The following is a 17889-nucleotide window of genomic DNA, read 5'->3' as shown; positions in this document are numbered from 1 at the left end:
GGTGTGCAGTTTTGGTCACTATCCATAGCGAATTGAGGGGTCGAGAGATGTCAGTCGCCACCAGCCTTATCGAAGAGTCGTCGGCCCGGATCGCCTCCGCGCCGGCGGAAACGCTGTATCAGTTCAATGAATCGCCGTTACTGGCCCGCCAGAGCCAGCAGGAATCCAATGCCCGCAGCTATCCGCGACGCATTCCCCTGGCGCTGAAGCGTGCCAAGGGTCTGTATGTCGAAGACGTTGAAGGCCGTACCTTCATCGATTGCCTGGCAGGTGCCGGTACCCTGGCGCTGGGGCACAACCATCCGGTGGTGATCGAGGCCATCCAGCAAGTGCTGGCCGATGAGTTGCCGCTGCACACCCTTGACCTGACCACGCCGGTGAAGGATCAATTCGTTCAGGACCTCTTCGGTTTGCTGCCGCCTGCATTGGCCAAGGAAGCGAAGATCCAGTTCTGTGGCCCGACCGGCACCGACGCGGTGGAAGCCGCGCTGAAACTGGTGCGCACCGCCACTGGCCGCAGCACCGTGCTGTCGTTCTCCGGCGGTTACCACGGCATGAGCCAGGGCGCCTTGAGCCTGATGGGCAGCCTGGGGCCGAAAAAGCCGTTGGGCGCGCTGCTCAGCAATGGCGTGCAGTTCATGCCGTTCCCGTATGACTACCGTTGCCCGTTCGGCCTCGGTGGCGCGGCGGGTGTGAAGGCCAATCTGAGTTACCTGGAAAACCTGCTCAACGACCCGGAGGCCGGTGTGCAATTGCCGGCGGCGGTGATCGTCGAGGCGGTGCAGGGCGAAGGTGGGGTGATCCCGGCGGACATCGAGTGGCTGCGCGGTCTGCGTCGCATCACCGAAAAGGCTGGCGTCGCGCTGATCGTCGACGAGATCCAGAGCGGTTTCGCCCGTACCGGCAAGATGTTCGCCTTCGAGCACGCCGGCATCACCCCGGACGTGGTGGTGCTGTCCAAGGCCATCGGCGGCAGCCTGCCGCTGGCGGTGGTGGTCTATCGCGACTGGCTCGACACCTGGCAGCCGGGTGCCCACGCCGGCACCTTCCGTGGCAACCAGATGGCGATGGCCGCCGGTTCCGCGGTGATGCGTTACCTGGTCGAGCACAAGGTCTGCGAACACGCCGCCGCCATGGGCGAACGCCTGAGCGAGCATCTGCATATCCTGCAGCGTGACTTCCCGCAACTGGGCGACATTCGCGGTCGCGGCCTGATGCTCGGTGTCGAACTGGTGGATCCGAACGGTGCACCGGATGCACTGGGTCATCCACCTGCGTTTGCGCGCCTGGCGCCGCTGGTGCAGCGCGAGTGCCTCAAGCGCGGTCTGATCCTGGAGCTGGGCGGACGGCATGGCGCGGTGGTGCGATTCCTGCCGCCGCTGGTGATCACCGCCGCTGAAATCGACCGCGTCGCCGAGATCTTCGGCCGGGCGCTGAGTGCCGCGACTGCCGCCCTGTAAATTTTTCGCCGCGCCGAACGTTCCTTCTACATACCCGGCTGCACCCACCGTGCAGCCCACCCCTACAACGATGGAGACACAGCATGACGTCAGTATTCGACCGCGAGGACATCCTCTTTCAGGTCGTGGTCAACCACGAAGAGCAGTACTCGATCTGGCCGGATTACAAGGCCATTCCGGAAGGCTGGCGCACCGTGGGCAAGAGCGGCCTGAAAAAGGAATGCCTGGCCTACATCGAAGAAGTCTGGACCGACATGCGTCCGCTGAGCCTGCGCCAGAAGATGGAAGCGCAAGCGGCTGCACAGTAACTCTTCAGCCAAAAAGAAACCCGCTGGACTGGAAACAGTCAGCGGGTTTTTTCATGTCTGGAATTTTTGTTGCCTGTGAAGGCCTCATCGCTGGCAAGCCAGCTCCCACAGGTTTTTGTTGCGTTGCACATTACTCGCGAACGCCTCAAATCACTGTGGGAGCTGGCTTGCCAGCGATGAACGATGACGCGGTCCTAATGGCGTTACGCGCCGCTCAAGCCCTTGAGCAGCGCGTCCACATTCCCTTCCAGCTCTGCCACCGGATTCGCCGAATCGGTGCTCAGCACCAACAGATGGCTGCCCGATTCGGCAATCGCCGCTTTCACTGCGTCCGACGGCTGCCGATGGTGCAGCACCACCGCCACGTCGTTGTCTTTGAGCGTTGCTGTCAATTTTTTCAGGTCTTCCGGCGTCCATTCGGCGTCCGGTCGCGGATCCTGCCCGACCAATTCCAGATTCAGGCTGCCGATCAGATAGCCGAAATGATCGCTCAGGCTCACCACGCTCAAATTGTCGGCACTGGCCAGACGTGCCTCGCTGTCGGCACTGAGTTTCAGCAGTCGCTGTTTCAGTGCGGCCAGGTTGGCCTCGATCTTCGGTTTGTCTTTCGGCGCCAAACGCACCAGGTCCGCCGCCATCACGTCCGCCATGCGTCCCATGTTGTTGCTGGCCAGCCACGGCTGGCTGTTCAGGCCGTCGACTTTCAGCCCCGGTTGCACGGCAATGCCGGGCAGGGCGCCGTCCACCGGGCGGGCGGCATCGACTTCGACAATGCGGATGTTGCTGCGTCGGGCCATCGGGTACAGCGGGTCTTCAGCCCACAGCGAGCGCACGCCGATCACTGCATCGGCGCCGCTGGCCAGTTTGTCCAGTGCCGGAGCGCCGCGCCCGGTGAAGTACGCGGACTGACGGCTGCCCGGCAGGTTTGCCGGTGCCGCGCGTTCCAGGCTGATGTCGGTACCCTTCAGCAGCACTTCGCCCAAACCATAGGTGATCGGCAGCGAGGCCAGCACGCGCACGGGGTTTTCGGCGGCCAGCAATGGGCTGGAGACAGCGCCGCTAAGGGCGATGGCCAGGGCAAGTTGTCGCAAAGAAAAAGACATTTATCCAAGGTTCCCTTTCAGACTGGGGACGACGCCCCGGGCAATGGCGGCGAGGGCGAAGCCGATGCCGGCAACGAGGATGATCGCGGCGCCGGACGGAATCGGCAGGTCAAAGACGATGGGCGCGAGAATCCCGCACAGCGTGCTGACCGTGGCGATCAGCACCGAACACCAGAAAAAGCCCTTGAGCGACTGGCTGAGCAAACGCGCAGCCGCCGCTGGAATCACCAGCAGGGCCCCGACCAGAATCGCGCCGATGACTTTCACCGCCGCGACGGTAATCAGCGTCACCAGAATCACGAACAGATAGTCCAGGGTCTTCACCGCGACGCCGCGGACCGCTGCCAGTTGCGGGTTGAAACTCGCAAGCATGATGCGGTTGTACAGCGGCAAGGCCAGGGCCATCACCAGCGAACCGACGATTGCCAGTACTGCCAGATCATTGCCGTTGACCGTCAGCACCGAGCCGAACAGTACGTTTTCCAGAATGTGCACATTGATCTTGCCTGCCAGAATCAGCAGCAGGCTGGCACCCAGCGCCAGGGACACCGAGAGAAACACGCCGATCAACGTGTCGGGTGCCAGGCCAGTACGGTTGCGCAGGTAGTTGAGCAGAATGCCGAACAGGAGGCAGTAGCCGAACAGGCTGCCGTACGGCCCGGTGTAGGGTTCGCCGAGCAGAATGCCGATGGCCACGCCGGTCAGCGCCGCGTGACCCACCGCCTCGGAGAAGAACGCGAAGCGCTTGACCACTACCAGCGTGCCGAGACCGCCGAGCACCGGGCCGATCAACAGGCCGGCAAGCAGCGCGTTGACCACAAAACCGTAGGCCAGGGCTTCCGGCAGGTAACCGGACGTGGCCCACCCCTGCACCATCAAACGAAAGGCTTCGTAACTCATCAGGCAGCGCTCCGTGGATGGGTCGAGAACAGGGTCAGCAGACGTTCCGGGGTCAGCGCCTGCTGCGGCGTGGCGTCGAACAGCACCCGGCGATTGAGGCCGGTGACGCGATTGGCCAGGCGTCCGACGGCTTCCAGATCGTGTTCGATCCACAGCACGGTGATGCCCGTCGCGCGCCAGTCGCCGAGCAGGCGTTCGAACACCTGGATTCCGGCTTCGTCGAGGGCCGACATCGGTTCATCCAGCACCAACAGTTGCGGGGCGGGGATCAGGCCTTGGGCGAGCAGCACCCGCTGGCGTTCACCACCGGACAGCGCGCCCATCCGGCGCTTGCGTTTGTCCTGCATGCCGACCCGCTCCAGCGCCTCACCAATGGCGCCGGCGTAGCGCTTGCTCAGGCCGAGAAACGCCGGGCGGCGCTGGCACATGGCAGCCATGAAGTCGTCGACGGTCATCGGCAGGCCCCGGTCGAATTCCAGCGCCTGCGGCACATAGCCGATGGTGCCGGGCTCGCCGGGCCATTGCAGGCTGAGCCGGCCCTGATGGGGCATTTGCCCGAGCAGGGTCTTGATCAGCGAACTCTTGCCGCCGCCGTTGGGGCCGACCAGCGCATGCACGTGGCCGGGCTGCACCTGGAAGCTGACCTTGTCCAGAATCGTGGTGCGCCCCAGTGTCAGGCTGACTTCGGCAAATTCCAGGGTCGGGCCACTGCTGACGATCGAGAGGTTTTCCTGTGCCGTCATGCGCCGGACTCCTGAATCGCCCGAACCACGGTATTGAGGTTGCCGGTCATTTCCTTTTCGTACTTGTCGGCGGTGTATTCGCCGTAGGAAATGTGCGACAGCGGGTACAGCTTCACACCTGATTCGCGCTGGATGGTCTCGACGTAGGTGGACGGGAAATCCATCTCGGAGAAGATCACCTTCACGTCCAGTTCCCGCAGTTGATCGATGGTTTTCTTCAACTGACTCGGGCTCGGCTCGATGCCGTGGGCCGGCTCGACCACCGCCGTCACTTCCAGGCCGAACTCGCGCAACAGGTAGTCGTAAGCCGCGTGAACGGTGGCGACCCGCAGTTCGGCGTTCGGTGCCTGGGTCAGTTTGGCCAGGGCGTCGGCGCGCATTTGCCGCAGGCGTTTGCCGTAGGCGCGGGCGTTCTGGGTGTAGGTCCTGGCGTTGTCCGGGTCGAGCTTGCCCAGTTCCCGGGCGATGTTGTTGACCTGGGCAATCGAGGCGCTGATCGACAGGAAGGTGTGCGGGTTCACCACTTTGCCGGCACCGCGCGCGGCGACTCCGGTGGCGGCCAGCAGCGGCACGTTTTCGTTGGCTTCGATGGTCTTGATGTCCGGCGTTTCGCTGGCGGCGATCATGCGGTCGGCGAAGTCGTCATGGCCGACGCCGTTGAGCACGATCACGTCCAGCCCGCTGATGCGTTTGATGTCTTCGGCGCGCGGCTCGTAGGCGTGGGGGTTGAAACCGGCGGGAATCAGCGGCACGACATCGGCCTTGTCGCCGACGATGTTCGCCACATAGCTGTAATACGGGTGCAGGGTGATGCCGATGCGCAGGCGTTTGGCCGGATCGGCGCTGGCCAGCGGGCTCAGCAGGCAGGCGCACAGGCCGATCAGCAGCAGGCGCAGGAAGGGGCGGCGTTGAGATGAACTAGGCATGGGCAAGCGGACTTCTCTCGAATGAAGGCGAGGGTTCAATGACGATGCTCGCGGGTCACCCCGGCATCGAATTGCGCGACGATCTGTTTCCATCCGGCCGCGGTCAGTGCCGCGTCGGACAGGTCTGTCGGCGCTTGCAGATCGGCAGCGCGGTTGAGCCAGATGTCCGGCGCAGCGTCGTTCAGGCGCATCAGAAACGAGCCGGCCACGGCCGGTGCCTGGCTGTGGCCGAAGTAGGTGGTGTCGGCCAGCAATTGCCAGGCATGACCGCCACGACTGACCGAACTGGCGTCCTGGGCGAATGGGGCGAAACCTTCATCGGCCAGGTTCTGCGGGGTCGGCAGCGTTTGCTGTTCTTCGCGCAACAGGTGGATTTCGTCGAGGGTTACCCGCAGGTCGGCGTAGATGCCTTGCTCGCTGGCGCCGAGGTCGCGGCGGGCGTCGAGCTGATGGCTGGAAACCGGCTCCGGTTCGTGGGATACCCCGCGCCATGCCACCACGGAGCCGGCGACCGCGAGGATCAGCAGGCACATCAGCAGCACATTGAGGGTTTCATGGCCGGCACCGGCGGGGCGAACAACTTGAGTGGTCGGCGTGGTCATGGGGCTTCGATATCCGCTTGGTCGATTTCGACCACATGGCCGGGGCCGGCGTCGAACAGCACGTAGAACTCGGCGCCGGGTTTCTTGAAGGTCAGGGTCGAATCGGCGCCGAGCTTGCCCGGTACCAGGATGGTCTCGTCGTAACCGATCACGTCGAGGGTCACCCCCGGCGCGCCGCTGCCGTCGGAGAAACCGCCGGTGCATTTGATCTGCTCGGCATCGATGGCCTTGCACTCGCACATCGGATTGTGGGCCAGGGCGCTGGCGCTGAAACCGGCGCACAGTGCAAGCAAGGCAGCATTCATGATCGGGTGAAAAGGGCGGCTCATGGTTTGGCTCCTTGTTTGTTCAGCCAGGCAAGGGTGGCGGGTGAGGCCTGGCTCAGCGGAATCGAGGCTTGGTGCATGTTGCCGTCCCAGCCTTCCATGGTGATCCACAGCTCGGCGTCGGCGGCGGTCTTTTCCGGTACCGGCAACCGGGTGCCCATGCGATACGGCGTGCCGAAGAAGATCACGCCGGCAGCCCGCAGGCTGCGGGGTTTGCCGATGCGAAGGTAAGTTGCCTTGACGTGATCGATGCAGGCGTCGCAAAGGGCGGCGCTGAAGTCCTTCATGTAACCGGCAGGGCCGGTCAGGATCGGCGCCTGATTGCGCAGCTCCGCCAGGCGCAGGCTCCAGGGACCGACCTGGATTTCGCCGATCTCCCGTTCGCCCAGGCCACTGTCGCCGCGAAACAGCGAAGCATCGGCAAAGTACTTGGGCATGAACCCGAGCGGAATCAGCAACAGCAGGACATTGAGGTGGAATCGCCACTTGTGCCAGAACCGGCGGACGCGCGAGGGTGATATTGCTTTGCTCTGGCTCACGGGCTCACCTCCGAAGGCTCATGTCGAGGAGTCGATCGTGGTATCGCCTTGCGGTTTCTCTTGTCTTCGCGCTTGAGGGCGTTGAGCGTGGCCAGTGCGGTACGTTTGGTCCAGATCAGCAGACCGCTGAGGACCATCATGCTCAGCAGCAAACCAAAGAAGAACCAGACCAGTTTGATCCATATCCCGCCGAAGTCGCCGGTGTGCAACGGACGCATGGATTCGGTGACGAACTCTACGGCCGACCGGTCGGACAGCAGGCGCGAGGCGGCAATCTCACCGTTGTAAGGATTGAGCGTGGCGGTCTGGAACATCAGCGGATACCAGCCGCGACCACCGACACTCATGTGGCTGTAGGCGTTGCCGGGCAGGCTGACGAAACTGGCTTCGAGTCCCGGGATTTTTGTCTGGGCGATCTCGATGGCCGAATCCAGGCTGATCTTTGGCGGGGGCGTGCCGTCGGTGGAGATCGGCACACTTTCACGGGACATGGCCGGAATGATCGGCTCGCTGGAAATCGAAATCTGAAAATCGAACAGCAGGGCGCGGATCAGAAACCAGACCCCGGTGATGGAAATCACCGCGATGAACCAGATCGACCAGATACCGCTCAAGCGATGGAAGTCGCCCCAGAAGATCCGCGCGCCGTGGTTGAAGCGCAGGGTCGGACGGAAAAAGCCTTTCCAGAAGCGCTTGTACACCACCAGCCCGGTCACCAGCGACGCCAGCATCGGCAGCCCGAGGAACGACACCAGATACCAGCCCCAGCTGAAACCGTTGGTGAACGGCACCAGCCACCAGCCGTGCAAGGCGCGGGTGAAGGCCTTGAAGTCAAAGGTCGGCGCGGTGCCCTGGATGACCCCGGTGTAAGGATTGACGTAGACCGTCAGCGAGCGGCCGTCGGGGTAGCTGACCTCGACGTCGAGGGCAAAGTGCGACTCGTCAGGCCGGCTGATGCTTTGCACCAGCGTCTGCGGTTCGGCTTTTTTGATTTCGGCGAGGATCTGGTCGTAACTCAGGCGCGGTGCGTCGTCCGACGGTGCGCTGGCGCGCATCTGCGGGTTGGCCAGCCAGACGATTTCCTGGCTGACCACCGCCAGGGTGCCGGTGACGCAGACAATCAGAACAAAAAACCAGATCGGCAACGCCAACCAGCTGTGTACGAGGAACCACAGTTTCGAGCGGGATTTCTTCGACATGATGACGGGTCTTGATTCAGTGAGGGGGCTCGGCGCTACGGGCTTCGCAGCACGGGAGTCCCTGAAGGGCCGGTCGTGGCTTTTGCCTACGCGACTGGCCCGCATCTCTATAAGACGGATGACTGAAGCAAATCCCGATGAAGGATGTGAAAGTAAATGTTTCGCGACTGCAATCTCACCACGACGCCTGTTGGAATCGTGGTGAGCGGATGGGCGGGATGGCTCAGCGCAGGAACGGCAGTGCCTCGGCGAGCAGCAGCTCGGGCACTTCTTCAGCGAGGTAATGCCCGGCGGGCAAGGATTTGCCGCGCACGTCGGTGGCCACCTGCTGCCATTCCCTGAGTGGATCAAAGCAACGACCGACCGTGCCTTCAGCGCCCCACAACACCAGCAGCGGCAAGCTCAGATGATGGTCAGCCGCGAGGTCGGCCCGGTCATGTTCCAGATCGATATCGGCACTGGCCCGGTAGTCTTCGCAGATCCCACGGGCGCTGCCGGGCAGGCTCAGGCAGCGCAGGTATTCAGCGAACGCTTCGTCAGTGAACGGCTTGAGCCCGGCGCTGCGGCTGCCCATGACGCTGCGCAGATAGGCTTCGGGATCGGCTTCGATCAGGGTTTCCGGCAGCGGCGCCGGGCGGATCAGGAAAAACCAGTGCCAGTAGGCCCGGGCGAAGGCTTCGTTGGTCTGGCTGTACATTGCCAGAGTCGGCGCGATGTCCAGCAGGACCATGCGCTGCACGACAGCAGGGTGATCGAGGGCCAGGCGATGGGCGACCCGGGCGCCACGGTCGTGGGCGAGGATCGAGAATTGCGTAAAGCCCAGCGCCTTCATCAGTTCCACGCCGTCGCAGGCCATTTCCCGCTTGGAATAGTGGACGTGCCGCTCATCGGCGGGTGGTCGGCTGCTGTCGCCGTAACCGCGCAGGTCGGCGGCAACCACGGTGAAATGCTCGGCCAGTTGCTCGGCGACCTTGTGCCAGATGACGTGGGTCTGCGGGTGCCCGTGCAACAGCAGCAGGCCGGGGCCGCTGCCGCCGAGGCGATAAGTGATGTCCACGCCATTGACGTGGCGCTGGTCTTTAACGAATCCGGCAAACATCGGGGTTATCCTTTATTCAGGCGGTTGACCTGCATCCTGAAATCGCCGGGCGTTCATGACAAGGCGTGAAGCGTGGTTCGACGGTTCATGAATCGTGTTCACCCATCCCCGCGCGCGGCGCGGGAATGGAGAATCGTCGTTACTGAGCCTGCTGAAACATTTCCTTTGCCCGCTGCTCGATCTGCTCCTGGGTCAGGTCTTCCTTGCGTGTGGCCAGGAACCACAGATGCCCATAAGGATCTTTCAACGTACCGCTGCGATCCCCGTAGAACTGATCCTTGACCTCGGACACTGCCTTCGCCCCGGCATCCAGTGCACGCTGGAACGACTTGTCGACATCGGTCACGTACAGATGCAGACCGACGGACACGGCGCTGTCCGGGTTGCTCAATGGCCCTTGGTCGCAGGGTGTGCCCAGCATGATCGCGCTGTCGCCGATGCGCAGTTCGCAGTGGCCGACGCGACCGTCAGGCATGCTCAGGCGCATGACTTCGGTGGCACCGAACGCCTTTTTATAGAAATCGATGGCCTCGGCGGCCTTATGGATGCCGAGATACGGGGTCACGCTGTGGTACCCCTCCGGGATGGGTTGGACGCTCATGGCGGTACTCCCTTTTTTTATGAGTGACTGAAGGTTTGCCTTCGCCGGGGTTTCCGGTCGCTCAACTATAGATCCGTCGCGCTGCCATGAACGAGTAGCCGACGAGCAGTGTTCAGCCATCGACAGTGAAGCAACAGAATGCGCGGGTTTTCATCGCCAGGATCTGTTGATAGCCGTTGAAAACCGCGTCAGACAAGGGCTGCCAGACAGGCACAGAAGCTGCAATGACCCGGTACAACACCGATACCGAGAGTCATCCATGTCTGAATCTGCCGTTTATCCGATCAACCCGCCGGCCGCCCATCGGATCGCCGACGACGCCGAAGCCTTGCGCGTGGCCGCACAGGTCGCCGCTGTTTTGCAGGAGCAGGCCGGCGAGCGTGACCGCCACCGTGAAGTGCCCGCCGAAATCGTCGACATGTACTCCAACAGTGGCCTGTGGGGCATTACCGTGCCGAAGGAGTACGGCGGCGCGCAGGTGTCCAGTGCGGTGCTGGCAAAGGTGATCGCGATCATTTCCGCCGCCGATCCGTCCCTCGGGCAGATCCCGCAAAACCACTACTGCCTGCTCAAGGATATTCGCCTGCAAGGCACGCCCGCACAGCAGGCGCATTTTTTTGAACTGGCGCTGCAAGGTCATCGCTTTGCCAATGCGCTGTCGGAAACCGGCGGCAAGAATGTGCAGGACATCCAGACCACGATCCGTCGTTATAGTGACGGCTTCGTGATCAACGGCCGCAAGGGTTACTGCACCGGTTCGCTCTATGCTCACTGGCTGGCGGTCCTGGCGCTGGATGAGGAACAGAAGGGCCAGTTGGCGTTCGTCGAGCGCGGCACAAAAGGGCTGGTGATCGTCGACGACTGGGACAGCATCGGCCAGCGCACCACGTCCAGCGGCACCGTGCTGGCGGAAGATCTTCACGTAGCACCGTTCAATCTTTTCCCGACGTATCGCTCCTACGAAAGCCCGACCCTGGCCGGGCCGTTCGCCCAGTTGACCACTGCCGCCATCGACGCCGGCATTGCCCGGGCGGCGCTGCGTGACACGGTTGAGTTCGTCCGTCAGTTCGCCCGGCCATGGATCGATGCGGGTGTGGACAAGGCCAGCGAAGATCCGCTGACGATCATTCAGATCGGCGCACTGGAAATCCGTCTGGAAGCCGCCGAGGCGTTGCTGGAACGCGCCGGTTGGGCGCTCGACGCCGCACGTCCGGCACCCGATGAAGACAACGTCGCACTGGCGTCACTCGCGGTGGCCAAGGCCAAAGTGCTGACCACCGAAATCGCCATCGAGGCCAGTAACAAGTTGTTCGAACTCGGTGGCACCCGTTCGACCCTGAAGAAGCACAACTTCGACCGCCACTGGCGCAACGCCCGGGTGCACACCCTGCATGACCCGGTGCGCTGGAAATACCACGTGGTCGGCAACTGGCTACTCAACGGCGTCAAGCCACCGCGCCACGACTGGTCCTGATCATGGCCGAGTGGTTCAAACACATTTACTGGGCCGACATCGCCCAGGCCTGTCTCGATACGTTGAGCATGTTCGGTGCGGCGCTGCTGTTCACGGTGTTGCTGGGTTTGCCGCTGGGGCTGCTGCTCTTTCTCACCGGCAAGCGCCAGTTGCATGAAACAGTCGGCTTGTACCGGGTGCTGTCGGTGATCGTGAACATGCTGCGTTCGCTGCCGTTCATCATTTTGCTGATCGTGCTGATTCCGCTGACCACGTTGCTGGTGGGCACGTCGCTGGGCGTGCCCGGAACGATTCCGCCGCTGGTGGTCGGTTGCACACCGTTCTTCGCGCGGCTGGTGGAAACCGCATTGCGTGAAGTCGATCGCGGAGTGGTCGAGGCGACCCAGGCGATGGGCGCCAACACCTGGCAGATCATTCGCCACACGCTGTTGCCGGAAGCCCGGGGCGGGCTGCTGGCGGCGGTGACGGTCACCGCCATCGTACTGGTGGATTACACAGCGATGGCTGGCGTGATCGGTGGCGGCGGGCTCGGCGATCTGGCGATCCGCTTCGGCTATCAGCGGTTTCAGACCGACGTGATGGTAGTCACCGTGGTGTTGCTGCTGATTCTGGTGCAGGCCCTGCAAATGACCGGTGACCGACTGGTGGCGCACTACAGCCGCCGCTGAAGAAAAAACAGTTCATCCCATAAAGGCCCCACGTCCACACCACGACGGCCACTCAAATCTGCCTTGGAGCAAACCATGAAAAAGACCCTGGCCGTTCTGGCTGCCGTGCTGTCGTTCGGCGCTCACGCCAACGAAAAACTGATCGTCGGCGCCACCCCGGTGCCGCACGCGGAAATCCTCGAATTCGTCAAACCGACCCTGGCCAAGGAAGGCGTGGACCTGGACATCAAGGTCTTCACCGACTTCATCCAGCCCAACCAGCAACTGGCGCTGAAAAACCTCGACGCCAACTACTACCAGTACCGGCCGTTTCTCGATGACTTCAACAAGACCCGCCACACCGATCTGGTGCCGGTGGTCGGCGTGCACATCGAGCCGTTCGGCGCCTACTCGACCAAAATCAAAAACATCTCGGAATTGAAAGACGGCGCCAGCGTGTCGATCCCCAATGACCCGGTGAACACCGGTCGCGCGTTGGTGCTGTTGCATGAGGCGGGGCTGATCAAACTCAAGGATCCGAGCAACACTTTGGCCACCCAGCGCGACATCGTCGAAAACCCCAAGCACCTGAAAATCCGTGAACTGGAAGGCGCGTTGCTGGCTCGCTCGGTGAGCCAGGTGGACCTGGCCTTCGTATTCGCCAACTACGCGCTGGAAGCCGGAATCGACACCAACAGTGCGCTGATCGTCGAGAAGGGCAAGAGCCTGTACATCGAGTTTCTGGTCGCCCGTCCCGACAACATCAACGACCCGGGCTTGCAGAAACTGGCCAAAGCGTTGAATTCCGATGAAGTGCGTCAGTTCATTCTGACCCGCTACAAAGGGCAGATTGCGCCGGGCTTCTGATGGATCGATTTGACGGTTCCCACGCTGAGGGAACCGTCAATCCGGGACATCGAGAAAGTGCGCTCCCGGCCCTTGCTCGCCCAGCACATCGCCCTGGTTGCGCAGCGGACAGGCTTCCATCGACAGGCAGCCGCAGCCGATACAACCGGTCAGTCGATCCCGCAGCAGCATCAATTGATTGATTCGTTCATCCAGCTCCCGCCGCCACTGTTCCGACAGAACCTTCCAGTCAGCTGCTGTCGGCGCGCGGTTGTCCGGCAGCTGTTTCAACGCCTCGCCGATTTCCGCCAAAGGTATGCCCAACCGTTGCGCCACCTTGATCAGCGCCACCCGGCGCAGCACTTCCCGTGGATAACGCCGCTGGTTGCCGGCATTGCGCTGACTTTTGATCAAACCTTTGGATTCATAGAAATGCAGGGCGGTGACGGCGACACCACTGCGCGCCGCGACTTCGCCGACGGTGAGTTGCCTGTGCAAATTTTCCGCTGTGACCATTTGAAAATTGCCCCTTGACCTCTAGTTAACTCGAGGTTTTACCCTGCAGGCCTTCGAATCGCAAGATTCGCCTGACCGAGTGGGGGCGTTATGCAAGTCACAGCGAAAAACCGCAGCTTCACCCAATTGATCGAATTTGAAATCGAGCCCGGTCAACAACCGGCTCTGGTAGCGGCGCTGACTGTGCAGACCGAGCGTCTGGCCCAGCGTTATGCCGGTTTCGTCAGCGCCAGCGTTCAGGCCAGCGATGATGGCCGGCGGGTGCTGGGTTTCCTGCAATGGCAATCCCGTGAGGCGGGGGAGGCGGCGTTCCAGAGTTTCGAAACCGGCGAGCAGGATTTCTGGCAGTTGATCCGCGCCCATCAGGCGCGAACCGTGACCTTCGGTTCATTCCAGGTGCTCAGCAGCATCGCCCGCAGTCACGACGATGGTTTGCACTGCCAACTGGTGGGCTAGATCGACAGCTGGATCAAGCGTTCGCCCTGCAGGTTTTCCGTGGGCCGCCGCTTGTTCACCGCCAGTTCGCCGATCTTGATCAGCCGCGTGCGGGTCACATTGCGGCTCAGGCCGAGCAACGCGGCGGTGTGCACCTGGTTGTAGTGGCAGAAGCGATAGGCCGAACGCAGCAACGCGTCTTCGACCTTTTCATGCAGCGCGCCGGCCTGTTGTTCGAAGAGTTTCTGGAAGGCGCGTTCGAGCAGCGCTTCCGGTGAATCGTCGACGCTGCCGTGCTGATCGTCGGGACGGTCGATGCGCAGGTTCGACAGGCGCAGGTCGTCGCGTTCGATCACGCCGTTGCGGCAGATCAGCAGCGTGTGGTGGATGACGTTTTCCAGTTCGCGGATGTTGCCCGGCCAGCTGTAGCCGCGCAATTTGTGTTCGGCGCCGGGGCTGATGGTGATGCGTCCGTAACCCAGGCGCTGACTGTAGGCTTCGATGAAATGCCGGGTCAGCGGAAGAATGTCGCCGGGCCGCTCGCGCAACGGGCTCAGTTCCAGATTGACCACGTTGAGCCGGTAATACAGATCCTCACGGAAATGCCCGGCGTTGATGGCTTTCTCCAGTTGCACGTTGGTCGCCGCCAACACCCGCACATCGATGGGAATGCTCTTGCGCGAACCGAGGCGCACCACTTCGCGCTCCTGCAAGACCCGCAGCAATTTGACCTGGATCGCTATCGGCAAATCGCCGATTTCATCGAGGAACAAGGTGCCGCCATCCGCCTCTTCGAACCACCCGGCCTTGGCGCTGAGGGCGCCGGTGAAGGCGCCTTTTTCGTGGCCAAACAGTTCGGCTTCCACCAGCGATTCGGAAAACGCCCCGCAGTTGACCGCAATGAATGGCCGGTTGCGTCGGTTGCTCAGGTTGTGGATATGCCGCGCTACCAGTTCCTTGCCGGTGCCGGTTTCGCCGATGATCAGCACGCTGGCTTCGCTCGGTGCGACTTGTTGCAGATGCGCGAGCAACGCCTGGGACTTCGGGTCTTCGAAGACCTGGGCAGTCGCGCGAATCGAAGTGGCCAGGGCGGGTGAGGGCGGCAGGGTCAGCAGTTGCATGGGTCTCGCTCCACGAAAGGAAATCAGGAATAGAACGTCGGCACCGGCAGGGACTGGTTCAGCGCCCAGTCGCCCAGCTCATGGAGTTTGTAATCCAGCGGGTCGTGCAGGGTTTGCGTGCGCAGGTTGCGCCAGTGGCGGTCGAGGCGCAGCGAAGCATGGGTCGAACGGGCGCCGGTGACTTCGAACAACCGGCTGCAAATCTCCAGGCCCTGGCGGCTGGCGGCGACCTTGGCCGTGGCAATTGCCGTGGCCAGGTGACCGCGCTCTTCGGCGCTCAGATGCGGGCCTTTGGCCCAGGCCTCGTCAAGCAATGCAGCGGCGCGCTCCACCAGCAGACGGATGCCTTCGAGGGCAACCCAGAACTCGCCGTAATGGGCCAGCACATACGGGTCTTCACGCACCTCGCGCACCGAGGATTTGTGCCAGACCCGGGTTTCGCTCAAGGTGTATTGCCGCGCTTCTTCGAAGGCCCCTTCGGCGATGCCGAGGAACATGTGGGTGAACGTCAGTTGCGCGATCAGCGGGCGCAAGCAGGCGAACGGGGTACTCAACGGACCCGGATCCAGCAGCAGTTCCGATTCCTCGACCCGCACCCGTTCGAACGTGGCGCTGCCGCTGTCGGTCTGGCGCTGGCCGATGTTGTTCCAGTCGTTGTGCAAAGTGATGCCGCTGCGGCCGCTGGGGATCGCCGCGATCAGCAGTTTGCCGCCGTTGCTTTCGTCCACCGCCGAGGCGATCAGCATCTGCGAATCGCTGGCGCCGGAGCAGAAGCTTTTCTTGCCGGAAAACTCGCGCCAGCCGCCGAGGTCCTTGACCACGGTGCGGGTGTCCAGCGGATTGAGCGCGTTGCCCCAGAACCAGTTCTGCCGCGCGGTCTGCTCAAACCACGGTTGCCATTGTTCCGGTCGGGAAAACAGCCGCACGGTAGCCAGCATCAAATGATGAAAACCGAAGACGTGGGCGATCGAGCTGTCGACCTTGGCGAATTCGCGCACGACTTCCAGGGTTTCGCTCCAGCGCGCGCCGAGGCCGCCGTAACGGGTGGGAATGCTCAGGGCCAGCAGTCCGCTGTCGCGCAGGGCATCGCGCTCGGCTTTCGGCGTGCCGCCGCGCTCGTCGCGCTCGACGGCGGTCAGGGCGAATTCGGCGGCCAGTTGTCGGGCGGTCTGCAAGGGGGAGAGCAGGGTGCTTTGCGGTTTGGCAGTCACTCGGTCTTCCTCAGGCGTTGGCTTTGGCGGGCAGAACATCGTTAGCGATCATTTCGCCAAACGGCCCGGTCAGGTTGGTGACGCCACGTCCGGCCAGGCTTGCATACGGCTCGGGCAGCAGCGGGAAGACCAGCTCGGCAAAGCGGTAGGCCTCTTCGAGATGCGGGTAGCCGGAGAAGATGAAGCTCTCGATGCCCAGATCCGCGTACTCCTTGATCCGCGCTGCCACTTGCTGCGGATCGCCCACCAAGGCAGTACCGGCACCGCCGCGTACCAGGCCGACGCCGGCCCACAGGTTGGGGGCGATTTCCAGGTTGTCGCGGCGCCCGTCGTGCAGCGCGGCCATGCGCCGCTGGCCTTCGGAGTCGGAGCGCGAGAAGGATTTCTGCGCGGCCTCGATGGTTTCGTCGCTGATGTGTTCGATCAGTTTGTCGGCGGCTTTCCAGGCTTCTTCCGCGGCCTCGCGCACGATCACGTGCAGACGGATGCCGAACTTCACTTTGCGCCCGTGACGGGCGGCGCGTTCACGCACATCAGCAAGTTTTTCGGCGACGGCGGCCGGTGGTTCGCCCCAGGTCAGGTACACGTCGACCTGCTCGGCGGCCAGGTCGTGGGCGGCGTCGGAGGAGCCGCCGAAGTACAGCGGCGGATAGGGTTTCTGCACCGGCGGATACAGGACTTTGGCGTTCTGTACCTTCAGGTGTTTGCCTTCGAAATCCACTGCTTCGCCTTGCAACACCCGGCGCCAGATTTTCAGGAATTCGTCGGTGACTTCGTAGCGTTCGCGGTGGCTGAGGAAACTGCCGTCGCCCCGGTTTTCGTCGGGGTCACCGCCGGTCACGACGTTAATCAGCAAGCGGCCGTTGGACAGTCGATCCAGGGTGGCGGCCATGCGCGCCGAGACCGTCGGCGAGATGATCCCCGGACGGATCGCCACCAGATAACGCAGGCGCTCGGTCAACGGCACCAGCGCCGAGGCGATCACCCACGAATCTTCGCAGGAACGCCCGGTGGGAATCAGCACACCGTGGTAGCCGAGGCTGTCAGCGGCTTGCGCCACCTGTTTCAGGTAATTGAGGGTAACCGGGCGCGCGCCTTGGGTGGTGCCCAGATAGTGACCGTCGCCGTGGGTCGGCAGGAACCAGAAAACATCCATGAACAGCTCCTTAAGCGATTTTCAGCAACGGTTTGAGGTGAGCACCGAACAGCGGCGCTGCGCGTTCGGCGGCTAAACGAATGCGTGCCTTGAGTGGTTCGCTGGTGATCTGGTAGTCGGCGAAATCGGCTTCGGTGGCGTACACGCCGATTGGCAAAGTCACGGCCTGGAAGAAACTGAACAGCGGGCGCAACTGATGATCGAGCACCAGCGCATGGCGTTCGCTGCCACCGGTGGCGGCGAGCAGTACAGGGGTGTCGATCAACGCATTCAGATCGATCAGGTCGAACAGGTGCTTGAGCAGTCCCGGATAGGAACCGCGATACACCGGCGCCGCGACGATCAACAGATCAGCCTGTTCGATGGCTTGCAGCTCGGCTTCGATCTCGGCCGGCAGTTCCTGACGGGACAGTGCGGCGCCCAGCGGGCGGGCGATGTCGCCGAGTTCGATCAGATGACTCTCGACGGGCAGGTGCCCGGACAATTCGGTCAGCAGGGCCTGGGTCAGCACCAGGGTGCGCGATGGACGCCAGGTTCCGCCGGACAGGGCGACGACTTTCAGTGGACGTGACATGGTCAGTTCCTTTTTCAACAGTTGCTCGGCGAGCAGTGAGTAGTCACCGGAGCAGAGCAAGCGCTGTACCAATTCCTTCGAGGCCCGTATTCCGGGGCTTTGA

The 17889-nt window shown here is 62.6% G+C and carries 21 protein-coding genes; 6 read left to right on the top strand and 15 right to left on the bottom strand.

Annotation, left to right across the window (positions count from 1 at the left end; translation table 11 throughout):
* The first annotated feature begins 47 nt into the window (after positions 1–47).
* Positions 48–1460 (top strand): aspartate aminotransferase family protein, encoded by a 1413-nt coding sequence (locus tag IF189_RS19555; protein ID WP_192552118.1) that lies wholly within the window; start codon positions 48–50, stop codon positions 1458–1460.
* A gap of 83 nt (positions 1461–1543) precedes the next feature.
* On the top strand, positions 1544–1768 hold the full coding sequence (locus IF189_RS19550; RefSeq protein WP_011335246.1) for an MbtH family protein: 225 nt from the start codon (positions 1544–1546) through the stop codon (positions 1766–1768).
* Between the two features lie 203 nt (positions 1769–1971).
* Here the strand turns inward: IF189_RS19550 and IF189_RS19545 are convergent, their stop codons facing one another.
* The 10 genes from IF189_RS19545 to IF189_RS19500 all read right to left on the bottom strand — a co-directional run bounded on the left by IF189_RS19545 (position 1972) and on the right by IF189_RS19500 (position 9806).
* Positions 1972–2871 (bottom strand): metal ABC transporter substrate-binding protein, encoded by a 900-nt coding sequence (locus IF189_RS19545; protein WP_192552117.1) that lies wholly within the window; start codon positions 2869–2871, stop codon positions 1972–1974.
* On the bottom strand, positions 2872–3771 hold the full coding sequence (locus tag IF189_RS19540; protein ID WP_096821123.1) for a metal ABC transporter permease: 900 nt from the start codon (positions 3769–3771) through the stop codon (positions 2872–2874).
* Positions 3771–4514 (bottom strand): metal ABC transporter ATP-binding protein, encoded by a 744-nt coding sequence (locus tag IF189_RS19535; RefSeq protein ID WP_134827624.1) that lies wholly within the window; start codon positions 4512–4514, stop codon positions 3771–3773. Before IF189_RS19535 ends, IF189_RS19540 begins: the two co-directional genes overlap by 1 nt.
* Positions 4511–5440 (bottom strand): metal ABC transporter substrate-binding protein, encoded by a 930-nt coding sequence (locus IF189_RS19530; protein WP_114884475.1) that lies wholly within the window; start codon positions 5438–5440, stop codon positions 4511–4513. The genes IF189_RS19535 and IF189_RS19530 overlap by 4 nt, the downstream gene beginning before the upstream one ends.
* Before the next feature lie 35 nt (positions 5441–5475).
* Positions 5476–6042 carry a DUF6162 family protein gene (locus IF189_RS19525; protein ID WP_192552116.1) on the bottom strand — a complete coding sequence of 189 codons (567 nt, stop codon included), beginning with the start codon at positions 6040–6042 and terminating at the stop codon, positions 5476–5478.
* Positions 6039–6347 (bottom strand): hypothetical protein, encoded by a 309-nt coding sequence (locus IF189_RS19520; protein ID WP_225739982.1) that lies wholly within the window; start codon positions 6345–6347, stop codon positions 6039–6041. The genes IF189_RS19525 and IF189_RS19520 overlap by 4 nt, the downstream gene beginning before the upstream one ends.
* Before the next feature lie 20 nt (positions 6348–6367).
* Entirely contained in the window at positions 6368–6907 is a 540-nt protein-coding gene (locus tag IF189_RS19515; RefSeq protein WP_192552115.1) for a thiamine pyrophosphate-binding protein, read from the bottom strand.
* On the bottom strand, positions 6904–8106 hold the full coding sequence (locus tag IF189_RS19510) for a PepSY-associated TM helix domain-containing protein (protein WP_134827621.1): 1203 nt from the start codon (positions 8104–8106) through the stop codon (positions 6904–6906). The genes IF189_RS19515 and IF189_RS19510 overlap by 4 nt, the downstream gene beginning before the upstream one ends.
* A 223-nt stretch (positions 8107–8329) precedes the next feature.
* Complete coding sequence (locus tag IF189_RS19505) at positions 8330–9205, bottom strand: alpha/beta fold hydrolase (protein ID WP_192552114.1); 876 nt, start codon at positions 9203–9205, stop codon at positions 8330–8332.
* A gap of 139 nt (positions 9206–9344) precedes the next feature.
* On the bottom strand, positions 9345–9806 hold the full coding sequence (locus tag IF189_RS19500) for a VOC family protein (protein ID WP_085710695.1): 462 nt from the start codon (positions 9804–9806) through the stop codon (positions 9345–9347).
* Positions 9807–10065: 259 nt separating this feature from the next.
* Between IF189_RS19500 and IF189_RS19495 the strand changes: the two genes are divergently transcribed.
* The 3 genes from IF189_RS19495 (at position 10066) to IF189_RS19485 (ending at position 12794) form a co-directional block, all read left to right on the top strand.
* Positions 10066–11280: an SfnB family sulfur acquisition oxidoreductase gene (locus tag IF189_RS19495; RefSeq protein WP_192552113.1), complete on the top strand. Its 1215-nt coding sequence runs from the start codon at positions 10066–10068 to the stop codon at positions 11278–11280.
* A gap of 2 nt (positions 11281–11282) precedes the next feature.
* Positions 11283–11948, top strand: a complete 666-nt coding sequence (locus IF189_RS19490; RefSeq protein ID WP_192552112.1) for a methionine ABC transporter permease — start codon at positions 11283–11285, stop codon at positions 11946–11948.
* Between the two features lie 75 nt (positions 11949–12023).
* Positions 12024–12794, top strand: a complete 771-nt coding sequence (locus tag IF189_RS19485) for a MetQ/NlpA family ABC transporter substrate-binding protein (RefSeq protein ID WP_039770347.1) — start codon at positions 12024–12026, stop codon at positions 12792–12794.
* A gap of 36 nt (positions 12795–12830) precedes the next feature.
* Here IF189_RS19485 and soxR read toward each other — a convergent pair whose 3' ends face one another.
* Positions 12831–13289, bottom strand: coding sequence for a redox-sensitive transcriptional activator SoxR (soxR, locus tag IF189_RS19480; protein WP_085710691.1), 459 nt, complete (start codon positions 13287–13289; stop codon positions 12831–12833).
* 90 nt (positions 13290–13379) lie between these two features.
* On the opposite strand from soxR, the gene IF189_RS19475 reads away from it, so the two are divergent.
* Positions 13380–13745 (top strand): antibiotic biosynthesis monooxygenase, encoded by a 366-nt coding sequence (locus IF189_RS19475; protein ID WP_134827617.1) that lies wholly within the window; start codon positions 13380–13382, stop codon positions 13743–13745.
* Here IF189_RS19475 and IF189_RS19470 read toward each other — a convergent pair.
* The 4 genes from IF189_RS19470 to msuE are packed head-to-tail and all read right to left on the bottom strand — an operon-like array spanning position 13742 to position 17786.
* Entirely contained in the window at positions 13742–14845 is a 1104-nt protein-coding gene (locus IF189_RS19470) for a sigma-54 interaction domain-containing protein (protein ID WP_134827616.1), read from the bottom strand. The two genes, IF189_RS19475 and IF189_RS19470, sit on opposite strands and share 4 nt — an antisense overlap.
* A gap of 23 nt (positions 14846–14868) precedes the next feature.
* A complete protein-coding gene (locus tag IF189_RS19465; RefSeq protein WP_134827615.1) occupies positions 14869–16056 on the bottom strand; it encodes an acyl-CoA dehydrogenase family protein in 1188 nt (395 codons plus the stop codon).
* Positions 16057–16066: 10 nt separating this feature from the next.
* Complete coding sequence (gene ssuD, locus IF189_RS19460) at positions 16067–17212, bottom strand: FMNH2-dependent alkanesulfonate monooxygenase (protein ID WP_192552111.1); 1146 nt, start codon at positions 17210–17212, stop codon at positions 16067–16069.
* 10 nt (positions 17213–17222) lie between these two features.
* Complete coding sequence (gene msuE, locus IF189_RS19455) at positions 17223–17786, bottom strand: FMN reductase (RefSeq protein ID WP_134827613.1); 564 nt, start codon at positions 17784–17786, stop codon at positions 17223–17225.
* Positions 17787–17889 lie beyond the last annotated feature (103 nt).

Origin of the sequence: Pseudomonas sp. IzPS59 (assembly GCF_014863505.1) — a bacterium.
GTDB lineage: Bacteria > Pseudomonadota > Gammaproteobacteria > Pseudomonadales > Pseudomonadaceae > Aquipseudomonas > Aquipseudomonas kribbensis.
The sequence above is the reverse complement of the archived record's forward strand: the minus strand, read 5'-3'. Positions and strand labels throughout refer to the sequence as shown.

Bases quoted from the DNA above. Each gene is read 5' to 3' on its own strand.
- IF189_RS19555 (WP_192552118.1), top strand. From the start codon at position 48: ATGTCAGTCGCCACCAGCCTTATCGAAGAGTCGTCGGCCCGGATCGCC.
- IF189_RS19550 (WP_011335246.1), top strand. From the start codon at position 1,544: ATGACGTCAGTATTCGACCGCGAGGACATCCTCTTTCAGGTCGTGGTC.
- IF189_RS19545 (WP_192552117.1), bottom strand. From the start codon at position 2,871: ATGTCTTTTTCTTTGCGACAACTTGCCCTGGCCATCGCCCTTAGCGGC.
- IF189_RS19540 (WP_096821123.1), bottom strand. From the start codon at position 3,771: ATGAGTTACGAAGCCTTTCGTTTGATGGTGCAGGGGTGGGCCACGTCC.
- IF189_RS19535 (WP_134827624.1), bottom strand. From the start codon at position 4,514: ATGACGGCACAGGAAAACCTCTCGATCGTCAGCAGTGGCCCGACCCTG.
- IF189_RS19530 (WP_114884475.1), bottom strand. From the start codon at position 5,440: ATGCCTAGTTCATCTCAACGCCGCCCCTTCCTGCGCCTGCTGCTGATC.
- IF189_RS19525 (WP_192552116.1), bottom strand. From the start codon at position 6,042: ATGACCACGCCGACCACTCAAGTTGTTCGCCCCGCCGGTGCCGGCCAT.
- IF189_RS19520 (WP_225739982.1), bottom strand. From the start codon at position 6,347: ATGAATGCTGCCTTGCTTGCACTGTGCGCCGGTTTCAGCGCCAGCGCC.
- IF189_RS19510 (WP_134827621.1), bottom strand. From the start codon at position 8,106: ATGTCGAAGAAATCCCGCTCGAAACTGTGGTTCCTCGTACACAGCTGG.
- IF189_RS19505 (WP_192552114.1), bottom strand. From the start codon at position 9,205: ATGTTTGCCGGATTCGTTAAAGACCAGCGCCACGTCAATGGCGTGGAC.
- IF189_RS19500 (WP_085710695.1), bottom strand. From the start codon at position 9,806: ATGAGCGTCCAACCCATCCCGGAGGGGTACCACAGCGTGACCCCGTAT.
- IF189_RS19495 (WP_192552113.1), top strand. From the start codon at position 10,066: ATGTCTGAATCTGCCGTTTATCCGATCAACCCGCCGGCCGCCCATCGG.
- IF189_RS19490 (WP_192552112.1), top strand. From the start codon at position 11,283: ATGGCCGAGTGGTTCAAACACATTTACTGGGCCGACATCGCCCAGGCC.
- IF189_RS19485 (WP_039770347.1), top strand. From the start codon at position 12,024: ATGAAAAAGACCCTGGCCGTTCTGGCTGCCGTGCTGTCGTTCGGCGCT.
- soxR (WP_085710691.1), bottom strand. From the start codon at position 13,289: ATGGTCACAGCGGAAAATTTGCACAGGCAACTCACCGTCGGCGAAGTC.
- IF189_RS19475 (WP_134827617.1), top strand. From the start codon at position 13,380: ATGCAAGTCACAGCGAAAAACCGCAGCTTCACCCAATTGATCGAATTT.
- IF189_RS19470 (WP_134827616.1), bottom strand. From the start codon at position 14,845: ATGCAACTGCTGACCCTGCCGCCCTCACCCGCCCTGGCCACTTCGATT.
- ssuD (WP_192552111.1), bottom strand. From the start codon at position 17,212: ATGGATGTTTTCTGGTTCCTGCCGACCCACGGCGACGGTCACTATCTG.
- msuE (WP_134827613.1), bottom strand. From the start codon at position 17,786: ATGTCACGTCCACTGAAAGTCGTCGCCCTGTCCGGCGGAACCTGGCGT.